19 protein-coding genes are annotated in these 17927 nt (G+C 67.4%); 3 read left to right on the top strand and 16 right to left on the bottom strand.

Annotation, left to right across the window (positions count from 1 at the left end; all coding sequences use genetic code 11):
• The coding region (locus ACESLR_RS09665; RefSeq protein WP_373067104.1) for an EAL domain-containing protein at positions 1 to 444 on the top strand (444 nt) is incomplete at its 5' end.
• A 24-nt stretch (positions 445 to 468) separates the two neighbouring features.
• Here ACESLR_RS09665 and ACESLR_RS09660 read toward each other — a convergent pair.
• Entirely contained in the window at positions 469 to 951 is a 483-nt protein-coding gene (locus tag ACESLR_RS09660; protein WP_373023967.1) for a DUF1249 domain-containing protein, read from the bottom strand.
• 112 nt (positions 952 to 1063) lie between these two features.
• Here ACESLR_RS09660 and ACESLR_RS09655 point away from each other — a divergent pair, with 112 nt between their 5' ends.
• Both ACESLR_RS09655 and ACESLR_RS09650 read left to right on the top strand, forming a co-directional pair.
• Positions 1064 to 2701, top strand: coding sequence for an alpha-D-glucose phosphate-specific phosphoglucomutase (locus tag ACESLR_RS09655; protein WP_373054687.1), 1638 nt, complete (start codon positions 1064 to 1066; stop codon positions 2699 to 2701).
• A gap of 10 nt (positions 2702 to 2711) precedes the next feature.
• Positions 2712 to 4085 (top strand): sodium-dependent transporter, encoded by a 1374-nt coding sequence (locus ACESLR_RS09650; RefSeq protein WP_373067100.1) that lies wholly within the window; start codon positions 2712 to 2714, stop codon positions 4083 to 4085.
• A 4-nt stretch (positions 4086 to 4089) separates the two neighbouring features.
• Here ACESLR_RS09650 and ACESLR_RS09645 read toward each other — a convergent pair whose 3' ends face one another.
• The 15 genes from ACESLR_RS09645 to iscU all read right to left on the bottom strand — a co-directional run bounded on the left by ACESLR_RS09645 (position 4090) and on the right by iscU (position 17822).
• Entirely contained in the window at positions 4090 to 5265 is a 1176-nt protein-coding gene (locus ACESLR_RS09645) for an aminotransferase class I/II-fold pyridoxal phosphate-dependent enzyme (protein ID WP_373023970.1), read from the bottom strand.
• Positions 5266 to 5272: 7 nt separating this feature from the next.
• A complete protein-coding gene (gene der, locus ACESLR_RS09640) occupies positions 5273 to 6733 on the bottom strand; it encodes a ribosome biogenesis GTPase Der (protein ID WP_373067096.1) in 1461 nt (486 codons plus the stop codon).
• Between the two features lie 49 nt (positions 6734 to 6782).
• Entirely contained in the window at positions 6783 to 7943 is a 1161-nt protein-coding gene (gene bamB, locus ACESLR_RS09635) for an outer membrane protein assembly factor BamB (protein WP_373024008.1), read from the bottom strand.
• A 58-nt stretch (positions 7944 to 8001) separates the two neighbouring features.
• Complete coding sequence (locus ACESLR_RS09630) at positions 8002 to 8616, bottom strand: YfgM family protein (protein ID WP_373023972.1); 615 nt, start codon at positions 8614 to 8616, stop codon at positions 8002 to 8004.
• Between the two features lie 23 nt (positions 8617 to 8639).
• Positions 8640 to 9920, bottom strand: a complete 1281-nt coding sequence (gene hisS, locus ACESLR_RS09625) for a histidine--tRNA ligase (protein WP_373023973.1) — start codon at positions 9918 to 9920, stop codon at positions 8640 to 8642.
• 42 nt (positions 9921 to 9962) lie between these two features.
• Positions 9963 to 11147, bottom strand: a complete 1185-nt coding sequence (locus ACESLR_RS09620; protein WP_373067092.1) for a helix-turn-helix domain-containing protein — start codon at positions 11145 to 11147, stop codon at positions 9963 to 9965.
• Entirely contained in the window at positions 11144 to 11914 is a 771-nt protein-coding gene (gene pilW, locus ACESLR_RS09615; RefSeq protein ID WP_373023975.1) for a type IV pilus biogenesis/stability protein PilW, read from the bottom strand. Before pilW ends, ACESLR_RS09620 begins: the two co-directional genes overlap by 4 nt.
• Complete coding sequence (gene rlmN / locus ACESLR_RS09610; RefSeq protein WP_373023976.1) at positions 11911 to 13044, bottom strand: 23S rRNA (adenine(2503)-C(2))-methyltransferase RlmN; 1134 nt, start codon at positions 13042 to 13044, stop codon at positions 11911 to 11913. Before rlmN ends, pilW begins: the two co-directional genes overlap by 4 nt.
• 107 nt (positions 13045 to 13151) lie before the next feature.
• Entirely contained in the window at positions 13152 to 13583 is a 432-nt protein-coding gene (gene ndk / locus ACESLR_RS09605) for a nucleoside-diphosphate kinase (protein WP_373067089.1), read from the bottom strand.
• A gap of 405 nt (positions 13584 to 13988) precedes the next feature.
• On the bottom strand, positions 13989 to 14192 hold the full coding sequence (iscX, locus tag ACESLR_RS09600) for a Fe-S cluster assembly protein IscX (protein ID WP_373023978.1): 204 nt from the start codon (positions 14190 to 14192) through the stop codon (positions 13989 to 13991).
• Between the two features lie 10 nt (positions 14193 to 14202).
• The gene (gene fdx, locus ACESLR_RS09595; protein ID WP_373023979.1) at positions 14203 to 14541 is read right to left on the bottom strand and encodes an ISC system 2Fe-2S type ferredoxin; all 339 of its coding nucleotides are present in this window, start codon (positions 14539 to 14541) and stop codon (positions 14203 to 14205) included.
• Positions 14542 to 14545: 4 nt separating this feature from the next.
• A complete protein-coding gene (gene hscA, locus ACESLR_RS09590; RefSeq protein WP_373054670.1) occupies positions 14546 to 16429 on the bottom strand; it encodes a Fe-S protein assembly chaperone HscA in 1884 nt (627 codons plus the stop codon).
• 15 nt (positions 16430 to 16444) lie between these two features.
• A complete protein-coding gene (hscB, locus tag ACESLR_RS09585; RefSeq protein ID WP_373023982.1) occupies positions 16445 to 16972 on the bottom strand; it encodes a Fe-S protein assembly co-chaperone HscB in 528 nt (175 codons plus the stop codon).
• A gap of 108 nt (positions 16973 to 17080) precedes the next feature.
• Complete coding sequence (gene iscA / locus ACESLR_RS09580; protein WP_373023983.1) at positions 17081 to 17404, bottom strand: iron-sulfur cluster assembly protein IscA; 324 nt, start codon at positions 17402 to 17404, stop codon at positions 17081 to 17083.
• A gap of 7 nt (positions 17405 to 17411) precedes the next feature.
• Positions 17412 to 17822, bottom strand: coding sequence for a Fe-S cluster assembly scaffold IscU (iscU, locus tag ACESLR_RS09575; protein WP_373023984.1), 411 nt, complete (start codon positions 17820 to 17822; stop codon positions 17412 to 17414).
• Positions 17823 to 17927: the final 105 nt, after the last annotated feature.

The raw sequence follows: 17927 nt of genomic DNA, 5'->3' as shown, positions 1-17927 counted from the left end.
CTCGGCGAGGCCGGCTTCCCGCCCGACCTGCTGGAGGTGGAGATCACCGAGAACCTGCTGATGAGCGACACCCCGGACACGGTGCACAAGCTGAACCGGCTGGGCGCCGCCGGCGTGCAGATCGCGGTGGACGACTTCGGCACCGGCTACTCGTCCCTCAGCTATCTGCAGAAGCTGCCGATCCACACGCTCAAGATCGATCGCAGCTTCACCCAGAGCATCTGCCACGCGGACGAGGCCTGCATCGTCAACGCCATCATCTCCATGGCGCGCGGGCTGAACATGAATATCGTCGCCGAGGGTGTGGAGACCGACGCCCATCGCAACTACCTGCGCAAGCTGGAATGCCCGATGATGCAGGGCTTCCTGTTCGGCCAGCCCGCCCCGCTGTACCGTCTCCTGGAAAACGAGGCACTGGCGCCCCACCCGGCGGCCTGTCAGTAAGCCCGAACGCCTCCCGGGCGCCGCCTACTCGACCGCGACTACCTGCGACCCGGCATCCGCGAGGAAGCAGTGTCCCTGACGCAGACAGTAACGCAACCATTTGTACAGGAAGCGGTTGTACCGCCAACGGCAGACCAGTCCCGGGTGTCCGGTCAGCGTCTCCGGCGTCATGTTGTCGTCCATGGTCCGGCAGTGCAGCTCCAGCACCTCGGCCTGACGGGCGTCGTGGAACAGGCGCACGCGCATGTCCGGCTGCTGGCGCCACTCGCCGTGGTGGTCGAACCGGTAGGTCAGATGCAGCGTGGTGGTGTAACGCGTGCGCTCCAGCACCTCCAGGTACAGGTCCAGCGCGCCGTCAACCCGCGAGACCGACCGCAGCGGCTGGCACTCCAGCTCGGGGCACAAGCGGCGCAGCGCGAGGTAGTTCTCCTCGTACATCTCCATCAAGGCCGCAAAGCTCTCGGGCCGCGGTTCCAGGTGGGACGGGGTCTGACGCTCCAGCAACATGCTGCGCAGTCTAGGGAAACAACGGCATTTCCGCGAGCAACAGTGCCATCGGGCGGGACACCCCCGGGGCTTTTTGGTACCTTCGAATGGACCAACAAGGATGCGCGACCCCATGGATATAAGCGTCGTCACGACCCGGCCCTTCCCCGACCAGAAACCCGGCACTTCCGGCCTGCGCAAGCGCGTCCGGCAATTCCGCCAGCCACATTACCTCGAGAACTACATCCAGAGCATCTTCGACGCGTGTCCGGAGCTGAAGGACGGCGAACTGCTCATCGGCGGCGACGGACGCTTCCACAACCGCGAGGCGATCCAGGTCATCCTGCGCATGGCGCTGGCCAACGGCGTGCAGAAGGTGGCCGTAGGTCTCGGGGGTCTTCTGTCGACCCCGGCGGCGTCCCACCTGATCCGCTCGCGCGGGGCCACCGGCGCGCTGATCCTCTCCGCCTCGCACAATCCGGGCGGGCCGGAGGGCGATTTTGGCGTCAAGCTCAATACCGCCAATGGCGGCCCGGCCCCGCCCGCGGTCACCGACGCAATCTTCGAGCAGAGCACCCGCCTCAGCCACTACCGCATCGCGAACGGCGCGGAACACGTGGATGTCGACCACCTGCACGGGGGGCAGCTCGGGGACATGGCGGTCGAGGTGGTCGACCCCGTCGGGACCTATGCCGACTACATGGCCACCCTGTTCGACTTCGAACGCATCGGTGATCTGCTGCGCTCCGATCACTTCCGCATGCGCTTCGACGCGATGCATGCGGTCACCGGCCCGTACGCCGAGGAGATCCTGGTCAACCGCCTGGGGGCTCCGGCAGAGACCATCCTGCGCGCGGAGCCCCTGGCCGACTTTGGCGGACGTCACCCGGACCCGAACCTGTCCCACGCACGCGAGCTGAGCGAATCCCTGTTCGGCCGCGACGCCCCGGATTTCGGAGCCGCCTCGGACGGCGACGGCGACCGCAACATGATCTTGGGCCGGCACTTCTTCGTCACGCCCTCGGACAGTCTCGCGATCATGGCGGCCAACGCCCACCATGTCCCCGCATTTGCCGACGGCCTGAAGGGGGTGGCCCGCAGCATGCCCACCAGCCAGGCCGTGGACGTGGTCGCCCAGGCGCTCAACCTCCCCTGCTTCGAGACCCCGACCGGCTGGAAATTTTTCGGTAACCTGCTGGATGATGGGCGCATCCGCCTGTGCGGCGAGGAGAGCTTTGGCACCAGCTCCGACCACGTGCGCGAAAAGGACGGGCTGTGGGCCGTGCTGTTCTGGCTCAACCTGCTGGCCGCCCGGCGTCAGTCGGTGGAGGAGATCGTGCGCGACCACTGGCGCCAGTACGGACGCCACTACTACACCCGGCACGACTACGAGGCCGTGGAGAGCGACCGCGCCGAGCAGGTGATGGCGCGCATCCGCGAACAGCTCTCGGTGCTGCCGGGACAGTCACTGGCCGGCATGCGCGTGGCCCGCGCGGACGACTTCGCCTACCGCGATCCGGTGGACAACAGCCTGACCGAGCACCAGGGCCTGCGCGTGCTGTTCGAGAGCGGCGCCCGCATCGTCTTCCGCCTGTCCGGCACCGGCACCGAGGGCGCCACCTTGCGCCTGTATATCGAGCAGCACGAGACCCATCCCGAACACCTGGATGCCGACCCGCAGGAACTGCTGCGACCGCTGATCGAAGCCGCCTGCCGCCTGGGCGACATCCCCGGCCTGACTCGCCGCGAGAAGCCCGACGTCATCACCTGAACGCGGCCGGATGGACATAACGGCCACCCCGCAGCGCTGGAGCCACGGCTACGCGTTCTTTCTGGCGGCCACGGCCTCGGCGGTCGGACTGGGGAACGTCTGGAAGTTTCCCTACATCCTCGGTCAGAACGGGGGCGGGGCGTTCCTGCTGATCTATGTCGGCTGCATCGTCCTGATCGGCATCCCGATCATGATGGCCGAGGTCATGATCGGGCGCCGCGGCCGCCGCTCGCCGGGCTATGCCGCCCGTGCGGTGGCCCGCGAAAGCGGCGCCCACGACCTGTGGCAACTGGTTGGCTGGCTGGGGCTGTTCGCCGCCTTCCTGATCATGAGCTTCTACGTGGTGATCACCGGCTGGGCCTTCTCCTACGTCCACAAGGCTGCCACCGGGGCGTTTGTCGGGGCGGACGGCGAGCAGGTGGCACGGCTGTTCGCGGCGCTGACCGCCTCCCCCGTCGAAATGCTCGCCTGGAGCACCCTCGCCGTCACCCTCGCCTTCGCCATCGTCGCCATGGGCCTGCGCCAGGGCCTGGAACGCTGGCTGCATGTGCTGATGCCGGTACTACTGGTGCTCCTGCTGACCGCCGTGGCGAGCGCCTGGTGGATCGGGGCACCCCGGCAGGCCCTCGAATTCCTGCTGCACCCGGATTTCTCCGCACTCAGCCCGCACGGCGTCCTCGTCGCAGTGGGGCACGCGTTTTTCACCATGACGCTGGCAGCCGGCGTGCTGATGATGTTCGGCGCCTACCTGCCGCAGGAGACATCCATCGCCCGCACCGCCATCGGGGTGGCGCTGGCGGATACCGCCGTGGCGTTGATCGCGGGGCTGGCGATCTTCCCCGTTGTGTTCGGCTTCGGACTCGATCCGGCCGAGGGACCCGGCCTGATGTTCCAGACCGTGCCCCTGGCACTCGCGGCGATACCCGCCGGCGTCGTGCTGACCACGCTGTTCTTCGCCACCCTGAGCCTGGCGGCGTTCAGCACCATGATCACGAACGTACGGGCCTTCGTGCACCTGTTTCACGAACGCTTGCATGCGTCGCGCGTGCTCGCCGCCCTGATGTGTGGGGGCGCGGTCTGGGTGCTCAGCCTGGCCAGCGTGTTCTCGTTCAGCGGCGCCGACTGGACACGCCTGGACATCACCCTGCTGGGTCGCGATGTCCCGACGCTCTACCACGCGATCGAGCACATCGCGATCAATCTTCTGCTGCCCGTCGGCGGACTGCTGATCGCGGTGTTCGCCGGCTGGGTGATGAAGGACCCCATGACCCGCGAGGAACTCGCCCTGACCCCAGCGGCCTTTATGCTCTGGCGATTCCTGGTGCGCTACGTGGCGCCGATCGCCCTCGGCGCGCTCCTGCTGAATCTCGCCGGAGTGATCTAGCCGCTCACAGCGCCGCCCGGAGGCGCTCTGCCGCCTCGCGCAGCCGGGTCTCCGACTGGGTATAGGCGATGCGCAGGTAGTCCCGGCCCCGGGTGGGGCTGAAATCGGTGCCGGGCGTCAGGGCCACGCCGGCCTCGTCGAGAATGCGCGCACAAAGGGCCTCGGAATCCGTTCCATGGGCCGTGCAGTCGGCATAGATGTAGAACGCGCCCTCCGGGCGTGCCTGGACCTCCAGCCCCAGTCCCGGCAGGGCCTCCAGCAGTACGTCACGCCGCCCCCGCAATTCGCGCACCTGCGTTTGCAGCAATGCCTCGGTTTCGGGCGCGAAGGCCTCCAGCGCCGCGGTCTGGGCCATGGTGGACGGTGCCACGAACAGGTTCTGTGCCAGGCGGCGCACCGGGTCCACCCAGTGTTCGGGCACGACCATCCAGCCCAGGCGCCACCCGGTCATCGCGAAGTACTTGGAGAACGAATTGATGACCACCACGTCCGCAAAGCCGGCCGCGGCACTGAGTTCCGGGCGGTCAAAGACGATCTGGGCATAGATCTCGTCCATGATCACCAGCCCCCCGCGCTCGCGCACGACCTCGACGATCGCGGCCAGGCGTTCGTGCGACAGGCAGGTACCGGTGGGGTTCGCCGGCGATCCCAGCAGCACGGCCCGGGTGCCCGCGCCCCAGGCCCCGGCGATCGACTCGGGAGTCGGCTGAAAGCCATGTTCGGCCTGGACGGGCAGGCCCACGGGGATGGCGCCGCGCGCAGCGACAAACTGGCGATTGCAGGCATAGCCCGGGTCCGGCAGCAGGACCTGCTCGCCCGGATTCACCCCCGCCGCCAGCGCCAGCAGGATGGCCGCTGAGGCACCGGCGGTGATCACGATGCGGTCCGGATCCACTTCAGCGCCGTGCCGGCGCTGGTAGTCGTTGGAAATCGCCTCGCGCAGGGTGCGCGTCCCGTGCGCGGGGGTGTAACGGGTATCCCCGGCCGCCAGCGCGGCACGACCGGCGGCGATCACCGGGGGCGGTGTCGGGAAGTCCGGCTCCCCCACCTCGAGGTGGATGATGTCGCGTCCGGCCCGTTCCGCGGCCTGGGCCCGCGCCAGGATGTCCATTACGCGGAACGGCTCCACCACCCGCGCGAACGCCGACAGGTCCGGATTGGCGGGGCATCCCGGAGCCATCCAGAGATCAGCGGCGTACGTGCCGCATCAGGCGCTTGCGCTTTTGCTGCTGGCGCGGGGTCAGCTTGTTGCGACGCCCGGCGTAGGGATTGCGCCCGGAGCGGAATTCCAGCCGCAGGGGCGTCCCGACCAGCTCGAGGTGCTTGCGGAAGAAGTTTTCGAGGTAGCGCTTGTAGCTCCCCGGGAGGGCATCAGTCTGGTTGCCGTGGACCACGATCACCGGCGGGTTCTGCCCGCCCTGGTGAGCGTAGCGCAGCTTGATCCGGCGTCCGCTGACCATCGGTGGGGCGTGCTCTGCCACCGCGGCCTCCAGCAGGCGCGTGAGCTCCGGCGTGGAGACCTTCCGGAAGGCGCTGGCATAGGCCTCGCGTACGTCGTCCAGCAAATGCCCGACGTTGGTCCCGTGCAGCGCCGAGATCAGGCGCATGCGGGCGAAGTCGACAAAGCCCAGGCGGCGGTCCAGCTCGTCGCGAATGCGTTCGCGCGCGTGGTCCTCCATGCCGTCCCACTTGTTCACGGCCAGTACGAGCGCGCGCCCGGCCTCGATCACCATCCCGAGAAGGTGCGAATCCTGATCCGACAGCCCGGACTGGGCGTCAACCACCAGGATCACCACATGGGCCGCCTCGATGGCCTGCAGCGTCTTGATGACACTGAACTTCTCGATCACCTCGTGCACCCGGGCCCGGCGGCGCACCCCGGCGGTGTCGATCAGGGTGTAGTCCTGACCATCACGCTCGAACGGCACGAAGATACTGTCGCGGGTGGTACCGGCGACATCCGTGGCCACCACCCGCTCGTCGCCCAGGATGCGGTTGACCAGGGTCGACTTGCCGACGTTGGGCCGCCCGACAATGGCCACACGGATGCCTGGCCAGTCATCCAGCGCGGCCTGCTGCGAGGCCTCGTCGAGGCCATCGCTCGGTACCTCGCCGCCAGGTTCCTCGGCGGCCGCGCCCAGGGCCGCCCGGCGCGCTTCGGCCACGTCCCTGCGCACGTCCTGCATCAGGCCCTGAACCCCTCGTCCATGGGCCGCGGCAATCGTCGTGATCGAGCCCAGCCCGAGGGCGTAGAACTCGGCGCTGACGGAGTCCGCGTCCAGCCCGTCGGTCTTGTTCACCACCACGCGGGCCTTTGCGCCGGCTTCTCGCAGCTGGTCGGCGATCGCCTGATCCTGTGGCGTCAGGCCATCGCGGGCATCCACCAGGAACAGGACGTGATCGGCCTCGGCCACCGCGCGCCGGGTCTGCTCCGCCATCGCGCGATCCATCGTCGCGCCCTCGCCCGAGAGTCCCCCGGTGTCCACCGCCAGGTAGGGAAAGTCGCCGACCTTGCCGATGCCGTACTGCCGATCGCGCGTCAGCCCTGCGACATCGGCCACCAGGGCATCGCGCGAACGCGTGAGCTGATTGAACAGCGTGGACTTGCCAACGTTCGGCCGTCCGACCAGCGCGATAACCGGAATCATCGCCGGTCCAGCCCGCTGCAATGCGCCCGGCGAACCGGCATGGCGTGGTTCACTCGTCGCCCCGGATTACCGGGTCCACCGCGGTCAACTCGCCGTTGTCCGTAACCACATACAGCGTGCCGTTCACCAGGGTCGGCCGTGTAACCACGGAACCGGAGCCGGTGCGCAGCCGCGCCACGATGCGCCCGTCTTCCACGTCGATCCAGTGCAGGTAGCCCTCGTAGTCACCGACGATCGCGTGCTGCCCCACCACGACCGGCGCGGTAACACCCCGTAGACGCAGGCCGTCCAGCTGCCACAGATCGCCGCCATTGCGGGGCTCCAGCCCCCAGACGTGGCTTTCGGCATCGGTCACCACCAGCACGTCGGACCCGGTATCCACGTCCGCGCCCTGATAGGACGAAAAGTCGCGAGCCCAGAAGATCTCGCCGGAATTCAGGTCCAGCGCCGCCAGGCGTCCCTGATAGGTCGCGGCGATGGCCGCCCCGCGATACAGCGGGATATGCCCGTCCACATCCACCATGCGTTCGACCTCGGTGCGCCCGCTGGGGACGCCCAGGGTCGTCTCCCAGAGGACGTTCCCACGGTTGAGCCCCAGCATCAGGAGGCGTCCATTGTCGAACCCGGCAAGCACCCGCCCGGAGGTAATCTGCGGGCGCTGGGCGCCGCGCAGGCTCAGTGAGGGAGTGGTGCGCAGCGCGGTCCACCGGGTCGCGCCGGAGGCGGCATCCAGCGCATGGATGCGCCCGTCGTTGGTCCGCACGACCACCAGCCCGTCGGCCACATCCGAAACGGCCAGAACCTCGCTGGAGAGCGCGGCACGCCAGCGCTCGCCGCCGCCTTCGAGGTCCACGCCAATGGCGTCGCCATCCAGCGTGCCAACCACCGCGAGGTCGTCCCCGACCCCCACGCCGGCCGAGACACGGGCATCGTCCAGCCGTACCTGCCAGCGCTGGCTCCCGCCATCCGGATTCAGGCCGGTGACGCGGCCCGTGGCGTCGGTCACCACCACCAGGTCATCGGTAATGCCCGGGTAGACCTGCCACAGGAAGCGCTCACCGCCGCTGCCCACCGAGCGCGACCACAGCCGCTCCGGCTGGCCCTCGGCCTCGAAGTCCGGCAGTTCCGCGGGCGGCTCGGTGGTGTCGCGCTGCCACAGACCGCAGGCGCTCAGGGACAGGATCAACCCGCTGGCAATCAGCAGGCGCACGGCCGGACTCGCAAGGGAAGGCACTGACATCGGGCGAGGAATCCTCTGGACGGTAGATTTAGACGGAGAGTTCTTCGTATTTCAGGCGCAGGTACTCGGGGCTGTGCCCCGCGTCCAGTGCGGCCTCGTAATGTTCGCGAGCGCGCTCGTCATCGCCACGGGCTCGGGCAAGATCACCCTCCAGCTCGCGCTTCAGGCCCGTGAAGGCATCGCTGCGGATATCCCCCAGGGTGGCCTCGGCATCATCGAGACGCTCGGCGAGGATCATCTGGCGGACAAGACGCAGGGTCAGAACCTCGCGATAGCCACGATCGGGAGCAGCGTCCCGCGCGGCCTGCAGGGCATCGATCGCGGCCTCGGCGTCGTCCTGCGCGATCGCCGCGTCCGCGCGGTAGATCCAGGCGAGGGCCCGGTAGGGCGTACCGCGGCCCTGCTCGATCACCGCATCGGCCAGTTCCAGCGCACGTTCGGTCTGACCGTTTTGTCCGGCCGTCTGCAGGGCCTGATACATCTCGGAGGCTCCCTGGGCCCGCGTTTCCTCGCGATCGCTCCACCAGTTCCAGCCAAGCAGGCCGCCGATCCCGAGAACCAGCCCGGCCACGATCGCCAGACCGTTGTCCGACCACCACTGCTTGATGCGCTCGGCTTTTTCTTCGTCGGTGAGATAACTCATCGTGTCTTCTGTCCTTGCGTTGGCTACGGGCGCGCCTCGAGCGCGCGGCGCAGATGATCGGCGAGCGATGCACGGTTGACGGCCACCTGCTCGCCGCCCTGCGATCTTAACGGCTTCACCGTCACGATGCCCGCGGCGTGTTCGTCGCTCCCGAGGACCAGGGCGTAGTGCGCTCCAAGCCGGTCGGCGCGTTTCATCTGCGACTTGAAGCTACCGCCGCCACAATGCTGCACCAGGCGCAGCCCCGGCAACTCGCCCCGCAGCTGTTCCGCCAGCTGCAGCGCCGGCTCCACCAGATCGTCGCCCCCGACAATCAGGTACGCGTCAGGCCCCGGGGCCGCCGGGGATTCTTCCCGGGTCTCCAGCAGCGCAACCAGGCGCTCCAGCCCCATGGCCATCCCGATGGCCGGGGTCCCGCGGCCGCCGAGTTGTTCGACCAGGCCATCATAGCGACCGCCGGCGCACACGGTACCCTGGGCGCCAAGGTCATCGGTGATCCACTCGAATACGGTATGCGTATAGTAATCGAGACCGCGCACCAGGCGCGGGTTGTGCTCATACGCAATGCCCAGCGCATCGAGATATGCACACAGGCCGTCGAAGTGGGCACGCGAGGCTTCGTCCAGGTCATCCATCAGGCTCGGCGCATCCGCGACCACCTTGCGGGTCTCCGGATGCTTGCTGTCGAGGATGCGCATCGGGTTGTCGTGGAGGCGGCGCTGCGCCTCCTCGTCCAGGGCATCGCGGTGCTGCTCGAAATACGCGACCAAGTGGTCGCGGTAGCGCTGACGGCTCTCCGGGGTTCCCAGCGTGTTCAGCTCCAGACGCACGTTCGCCAATCCCAGCATGTGCCACAGGCGTGCCGTCATCGCCAGCATCTCGGCGTCGACATCCGGACCCGGGAGACCAAAGACCTCCACTCCGACCTGATGGAACTGGCGATAGCGGCCCTTCTGCGGGCGCTCGTGGCGGAACATCGGCCCCAGGTACCACAGGCGCTGGACCTGGTTGTGCAGCAGCCCATGCTGGATCCCGGCGCGCACACAGCTGGCGGTCCCCTCCGGGCGCAGGCTCAGGCTGTCGCCATTGCGATCGTCAAAGGTATACATCTCCTTCTCGACGATGTCGGTGACATCACCGATGGAGCGCTTGAACAGTTCCGTTGCCTCCACGATCGGCATCCGGATCTCGTGGTAGCCGTAGCTCTCCAGGACCTCGCGCAGAGTGGTTTCCAGGTGCTGCCAGACGTGAATGGACTCGGGCAGGATGTCGTGCATCCCGCGGATCGACTTGATCGCTTTCATGGCGTCTTTAATTGGTTGTGATAGCCGGCCGGGGAACCCGGTTCAGCCTTCCAGATCGAAGCGCGCGGTGCGGTCGCTCCGGATATGCGGCTCGACGTCCACCGGCTCCCCGTCCAGCGTCAGCGAGACGCCAGGGGCGTTGCCCAGGATCACCCGGCCCGGCAGCTCGAGGCGGAGCGTCTCGCGATCGCCCGAACTGAGCACGCCGGTCAGGACCACCTCGTCATCGGCATCGCGAATCTCCACCCAGGACGTCTCCTCGATCTCGAGCACCAGCTCGACTCCCTCGCCCGCCTCGGCCGACGCGGGTGCGGCTTCAGCCGCGGAATCGGTTTCAGGCAGCGCGGCCACGTCCGGTGCGGCTGGCTCTTCCGGCACGGCCAGGCGTTCGGTCAGGGACTCGGCTGTTACGGCGGGCGACGCCGTTTCAGCCACGGCCTCGGCGGAATCGTCCGCGCCGATCCCGGTACCCGGGGGCTCGGCGGCGTCCTCTTTCGGGGCTTCGTCCAACACGACCTCCGGTGCGGGCTGGTCGGGCTCGGTACGCTCGTTGTCCGGGGGAGCCGTCTCCAACGGCTCGGGCTGGTCCATATCCGCGTCGGGCGTACTTTCCAGTCCCGGAACCGCCTCGCGGGCGTCGCCCAGGTTCAGCGACGGCAGGACCGGAGTCCCCGTGCGTTCGCTCCAGGCGTACACCCCGAGACCCAGCAGAACCGCGAACAGCAGCAGGGCCAGCCAGTAGATGCCCCGCCCGCGCCGCTGTTGACGCGTCCGCGCGGAGGGTGTCGCGACCGCCCGAAGTTCGGGATCCACCAGACCATGACGCTCGAACGACTGGATCCACGGACCGGCATCCGCACCTAGCTCGCGCGCGCAGGAGCGCAGGTATCCCCGCACGTACGCCGGCGGCATGTGCTGAAACCGATTGGCTTCCAGGTCTTCCAGGGTTCCGCGACCCAGATGGATACGGCGGGCCAGGGACGCGGTATCGTGACCCGCGGCCTCGCGTGCACGGCGCAGGCTGGCACCGGGCTCGTCGTCACTCCCCGGCGCCTCCGCCTCGGGGTCTTCTGGCTGATCGCGGGTGGTCAGGCCGTGGGCGGCGGAGAACGACGGCTCCGGGTCGGGGTCCGCTGCCTCGGTGCGCAGGGGGGCGACGTTCCCGGTCGAGTCATCGACCTCATCGACCCGGCCCAGATCGGGCTCCTTGTCGCGCGGATCGCTCACCCCTCATCCTCCAGACGGCGCAGTTCGGTCATCTCTTCACTGTCCGGGTGCTGACGGCTCAGGCGGTCGGCGCAGGAATTGGCCGCGCGACTGTTCCCCAGCGCGGTCTCGGCCTGGTAGCACAGCAGCAGGGTCTCGGCATTCTCGACACCCTGGCTGTTCAGGCGCTGGAGAAAGGCACGGGTCTGCATGGGGCGGTCGGCGTTATAGGTCAGCCGCGCCATTTCCAGCAACGCCCGCGGGTATTGCGGATTCAGCTCCAGCGCGCGCCGCAACTGGCGTTCCCCCTGCTCGATGTCGCCCGCATCGGCGTGACAGACGCCGGAATTCATGTACGCAATATCGCGGCGGTCGTAATCCGGGTTGTCGATGGCCCTGGCGAACAGCTCCTGGGCCTCTTCGAAATCCTCTCGACTGCACAGCAGCGCACCGAGGTTGGTCTGGGCGAAGGGATTGCCCTCGTCGCGGCGCAGGGCCCGACGGTAGTGTTCCTCGGCACGGTCCAGCTGGCCCTTGCGCTCTTGGACTGACGCCATGCCGATGTTGGCCAGGGCATGGCCGGGATCATATTCGAGCGCACGGCGAAGGTTGCGTTCGGCCTGCTCGAACTCGCCTTCGCGCAGATACCCGATTCCGAGATCGGCGTGCACCTCGGCGCCCTCCTCGCGCTCGTCCGAGACGGGCCGGTCGGTCGTCGTGGCACAGCCACCCAGCAACAGCACCAGGCACAACCCGGCCGCCAGGCGCAAACCCGTGCGTCCCCTCATGAAGCCCTCCGATCCGTCTGTGGCAACTCGGCATGCAGGCGGAACATGCGCATGCCTCGATTGGTTCGGTCCTCGACCTGCCCCACCAACTGCCCGCAGGCGGCATCGATGTCGTCGCCGCGCGTCCGGCGCACCGTGGTCACGTAGCCGGCCTTCTGCAGGCGCCGTTCGAAGGCCAGCACATCGGCTTCGCGCGGGCGACCGAACGGAGCCCCCGGGAACGGATTGAACGGGATCAGGTTGATCTTGCCGGGGATGCCGCGCAACAGTCCGGCAAGCTCGTTGGCGTGCTCGGGCTGATCGTTCACCCCCGCCAGCAGGACGTATTCGAAGGTCACCCCGCTGTGCGCCTCGGTCGCCTCGACGTAGCGCCGGCAACTCTCCAGCAGTCGCGCAATCGGGTACTTGCGATTGATCGGCACCAGGCGGTCACGCAATGCGTCGTTCGGAGCGTGCAGGCTGACGGCCAGTGCCACGTCGGTGTGTTCGCTCAGGCGATCCAGGGCCGGCACCAGCCCGGAGGTCGACAGTGTCACGCGCCGACGGCTGAGGCCGTAGGCGTTGTCGTCGGTCATCAACTGGCAGGCCGGGACCACCGCATCGAAATTGGCCAGCGGCTCGCCCATCCCCATCAGGACCACGTTGCTCACCGCCCGCTTGCGGCCTTCCGGCGCCGTCAGGCGCTGCATGGCCAGCCACACCTGGCCGATGATCTCAGCACTGGTCAGGTTGCGGTTGAACCCCTGCTGGGCGGTGGAACAAAAGGTGCAGTCGAGCGCACAGCCGACCTGGGAGGAGATACACAGCGTCCCGCGGCCACCTTCGGGGATGAAGACGGTCTCGATGGCATTGCCGTCCGGGAGCCGCAACACCCATTTGACGGTGCCGTCTGAGGAGGCCTTTTCCAGCCCGATCTCGGGTACGCGGATCTCGGTGTCGCGGGCCAGGCGCTCGCGCAGCTTGCGCGACACGTCGGTCATCTGCTCGAAGTCGGTGATCCCGCGCTGATGGATCCACTTGATCAGCTGGGTGGCACGAAAACGCGGTTCACCCCACTGCGCCAGCAACTCGACGAGCTGTTGGTGGCTGAAGCCCAGCAGGTTCAGGGGGGTGGAGGATGCGCTTGCCATATCAGGGACCGGTTGGCTCAAGCCCCCTAGTGTACTGTGCCGAAGGGATGCCTGCCTACGGGGCCCGGTGCACGGTGCAGCCGGCCCCCGCAGCGCCGGCGGACGTCTTATCGGGTGCGCGGGCAGACGCCGTCGTCACCGAAGAAAAAAGCGATCTCGCGCTCGGCGGTCTCCGGGGCATCGGAGCCGTGCACGGCGTTCTCGTCGATGGAGACGGCGAAGTCGGCGCGGATGGTGCCCGGGGCCGCTTCCTTCGGGTTGGTCGCGCCCATGATCTCGCGGTTCTTGGCAATGGCGTCCTCGCCTTCCAGAACCTGCACCAGCACCGGGCCGGAGATCATGAACTCGACCAGGTCATTGAAAAACGGGCGCTCCTTGTGCACGTCGTAGAAGCCTTCGGCCTGCTCGCGGCTCAGGTGCATCATGCGGGCGCCAACGACCTTCAGGCCGCCCTTCTCGAAACGGCCGATGATGTCGCCGATCACGTTCTTGGCAACGGCGTCGGGCTTGATGATGGAAAGGGTGCGTTCAACGGCCATGGTGCGGCTCTCCTGCTACTTGGATTGATTTCATTCGCCGGGCCCGGGTGCAAACGCGAGAACCCGCCGAACGGCGGGTTCCCAACGCAAAAACGACGCGGACACAACGTGCGGCGCGTAGTCTAGCGACCTGACGCCTTCGCGGCAATCCGACGCCAACAACCGTGATTTCACCACGAAACCCACGAAGAAATTCAAGGGCGAACAGATTGCACAGGAAGTCGGGAAGATAGGCAGATTTTGTTTTTGGTGCGCCTGTCGGTGGATAGGCGGCAATGCCTGCCCATCCGTCCAGCCATGACACTGCGGCCTACACCCAGAATCTTCCCGCCTTCCAATCTTCCTGTTGATCGCTTTTGACTTTCTTCGTGGCTTCGTGGGCTTCGTGGTGAACCCAGAAACGCGTCAGTCGTCGACGTCGGCCTCGTCCATCCAGGCAAGCTGGATCGCCTCGAGGATGCGTTCGCCCGAACGTTCCGGATCGTCATCGAACTCCGGCAGGTTCATCACCCACTGGTGCAGGTCCATGAAATTGATGTTGCGCGGGTCGACATCCGGATATTCGTCGGCCAGCTGCATCGCGATTTCCTGGGTATCCGTCCACTTCATCGTACTGTCCTCAATGGTTCTCGGAAACCTGATTGATGGTGTACTTCGGCAGTTCCACCACCAGATCACTGTCCGCCACAACGGCCTGGCAGGAAAGCCGCGAGTCCGGCTCCAGACCCCAGGCCTTGTCCAGCATGTCTTCCTCGTCTTCCGTCGGCTCTTCCAGACGGTCGAGACCTTCGCGCACGTAGACATGGCAGGTCGTGCAGGCGCAGGACTTCTCGCAGGCGTGCTCGATCTCGATCCCGTTCTGCAGCGCGAGATCACAGATGCTGATGCCCGACTGGGCCTCGAGGGAGGCGCCTTCGGGACAGATTTCTTCGTGTGGCAGAAAGATTACCTGGGGCATGTTCTCAGTTCCCTGCGTCGTATTCGCTAACGTTGTGCCCGGCGAGCGCGCGCCGGATGCTGTCATTCATGCGCCGCGCGACGAAGGCCTCCGAGGCCTGCTCTACGCGCTTGCGGGCGTTCTCGATGGCGTCCGGATCCGCGCCCTTCTCGCGCTCGGCGCGCAGGGCGTCACGCGCCTGTTCGATGGTCCGGCGTTCCTCGGGCTCCAGATAGCGATCGCCATCCGCCCGCAGCGCCGCGTCCAGCGCCTCGAGCACCCGGTCGGCCTCGACCAGCTCCTCGCGCAGGCGGCGGGCCTCCATGTCCTCGCGGGCCGAGGACGCCGAATCGCGCAGCATCTGCTCGATCTCGGCGTCGGTCAGGCCGTAGCTCGGCTTGACCTCGATATGCGCCTCGACCCCCTGGGTCTGCTCGCGAGCGGTCACGTTCAGCAACCCGTCGGCATCCACCTGGAAAGTCACGCGGATGCGCGCCGCCCCGGCGACCATTGGCGGGATGCCGGAAAGCGTGAACCGCGCCAGCGAACGGTTCGCGTCCACCACGTCGCGCTCGCCCTGCACCACGTGCAGCGACATCGCGGTCTGGCCATCCTTGAAGGTGGTGAATTCCTGCGCCCGCGTGACCGGGATGGTGGTGTTGCGCGGAACGATGAATTCGACCAGCCCACCCATCGTCTCCAGCCCGAGTGAAAGCGGGATCACGTCCAGCAATACCAGCTCGGTATCCGGCTTGTTGCCGGCCAGGATGTCCGCCTGTTGCGCGGCACCGATCGCAACCACGCGGTCCGGATCAATGCCCGCGCGCGGGGTCCGGCCGAAGTAGCCCGCGACCGCCTCGCGCACCGCCGGCATGCGGGTGGACCCACCGACCAGCACGACCTCGTCGATACCGTCTTTCTCCAGCCCCGCGTCCGCCATCACCTGCCGGCAGGCGGTCATGGTGCGGTCCAGCAGCGGGCGGGCCAGTTCCACCAGGGTGTCGCGATCCATCTCGCCGGACCAGGTGGACCCATCGGCGCGCACGACCTCGACTGTGGTACTCGCGGCGTCGGTCAGGGCCTCCTTGGCCCGGCGCGCCGCCAGCAACACGCGGCGCAGGCGCTGCGGATCGGCCTCCCCGCCCATGCCGGCCTCGCTCAGGAGCCAGTCGGCGATGGCGCGGTCGATATCGTCGCCGCCCAGGGCGGAGTCGCCGCCGGTCGCCAGCACCTCGAACACGCCCTGGCGCAATTGCAGGATGGAGATATCGAACGTCCCGCCGCCCAGGTCATAGACGGCGATCGTGCTTTCCTCGCCCTGGTCCAGCCCATAGGCGACCGCCGCCGCGGTCGGCTCGCTGATCAGGCGGAAGACGTTCAGACCGGCCAACTGCGCGGCGTCGCGCGTGGCCTGGCGCTGGGCATCATCGAAATACGCCGGCACGGTGATCACCACACCCTCGAGCTCGTCGCCCAGGGTCGCCTCGGCGCGCGCTCGCAGCGTCTGCAGGATCTCCGCGGACACTTCCACGGCGGTCTTGTCGCCCGCCGCCGTCTCAATGCGCGGCACGCTGGACTCGCCGGTCTTCAGCCGGAACGGCAGCTCGCCGGACAACGTTGCGACATCCGCCGCTCCCCGCCCGATCAGGCGCTTCACCGAGGCGATGGTGTTGTGCGGGTCGTCCGCCGCATGTTCGGCCGCCGCATGGCCCACACTCACGCCGTCCGCGGCGTAATGCACCACCGACGGCAGGATATGCCGCCCCTGCTCGTCGGGCAGCGTGTCCACCTCTCCGCTGCGCACGGTCGCGACCAGCGAATGGGTGGTGCCAAGATCGATCCCGGCCGCCAGGTGCCGCTGGTGCGGGGCGGAGTCGGCTCCGGGTTCAGTGATCTGCAGTAAGGCCATCGAAAATCGGCTCCTTCACTCGGCCGCAGCCAGGTTTCGTCGGGTACGTTTTATCTCGTCCAGCAGGCGGTCGAAGAAGCGCAACTCCAGCACCCGATCCTTGGCGTCTTCTGCCGGTGCCTCCGGATCCGCGAGGGCCCGCGCGACCCGCGCCCGCGCCTCGGCCCGGGCCTGCACCAGCTCGCCGCCAGCCGCCTCCAGCGCTTCGCTGTCGCGCGCGGCCGCAGCCTCTTCCAGGCGTTCGCGCCACTCGATCTGCGCCTCGATGAACTCGATGTTCTGGCTGGTATCGCGCTCGGGATCAAAATCCACCCCGGTGCGCTCCAGCAGGTGCACGGCACGCCGGTAGTCGTCCGCCAGGATCGCGTAGGCCTCGTTGACGTCGGCCGCCACCGATGCCGCCATGCGCCGGGCCTGATCGCCCTGGCGCACAAAGCGGTCCGGATGCAGCTCCGCCTGCAGCCGGCGAAAGCGCTCGTCCAGTTGTTGCCGGTCCACCTCGAAGGCGACCGGCAGGTCAAACTGCTCGAATGGGTCGTTCATCCAGTCTCGGCCTTGCGACGGGGCAACAAAAGAAAAGGGGTGGGACGACGGCCGCCGGGAACAGATCCCCGCGCGACCCCCATGCACCACCCCGCATGCGAGGCTCAGTCAGATGCTGAAGCTTTCACCGCAGCCGCACCGCGCCTTCTCGTTCGGGTTGTTGAACCTGAACCCCTCGTTCAGGCCTTCCTTGCCGAAGTCCAGCTCGGTCCCGTCGAGGTACACGAGGGACTTCGGGTTCACGACCAGCTTCACGCCGCGATCCTCGAACACCGTGTCGGTGTCCTCGACATCGTCGGCGAACTCCACCACGTAGGCCATGCCGGAGCAGCCGGTCGTCCTGACGCCCAGCCGGACGCCCACACCCTTGCCCCGTTTCTCGAGGAAGCTTTGGATGCGTTCGGCCGCGGGTTCGGTCACTGTAATCGCCATAGGGCCCTCAGGCAGATTGCTTCTCGGCTTCCGCGGCCTCGCCGTGGCGCTCCTGGTAGTTCGAGACCGCCGCCTTGATGGCATCCTCGGCCAGCACGGAGCAGTGGATCTTCACCGGCGGCAGGGCCAGTTCCTCGGCGATCTGGGTGTTCTTGATCTGGCTCGCCTCTTCCAGGGTCTTGCCGCGCACCCATTCGGTCAGCAGCGAACTGGAAGCGATCGCGGAACCGCAGCCATAGGTCTTGAATTTGGCGTCCTCGATGATGCCCTCGCCGTTGACCTTGATCTGCAGCTTCATCACGTCGCCGCAGGCCGGAGCGCCGACCATGCCGGTACCGACCGAGTCGTCGTTCTTGTCGAAGCTGCCGACGTTGCGCGGATTTTCGTAGTGGTCCAGAACCTTGTCACTGTAAGCCATGACCGTTCTCCTGTTGCGTGTGTACGCGTTGCGTTGGTGGTGTCGAGCGGGCCCCTAGTGGGCCGCCCACTCGACGGTGCTCAGATCGATGCCGTCCTGGTACAT

It is taken from the genome of Thioalkalivibrio sp. (assembly GCF_041685615.1).
GTDB lineage: Bacteria > Pseudomonadota > Gammaproteobacteria > Ectothiorhodospirales > Ectothiorhodospiraceae > Thioalkalivibrio.
Note: the sequence above shows the minus strand (reverse complement) of the source record. Positions and strands in the feature narration are given on the sequence as shown.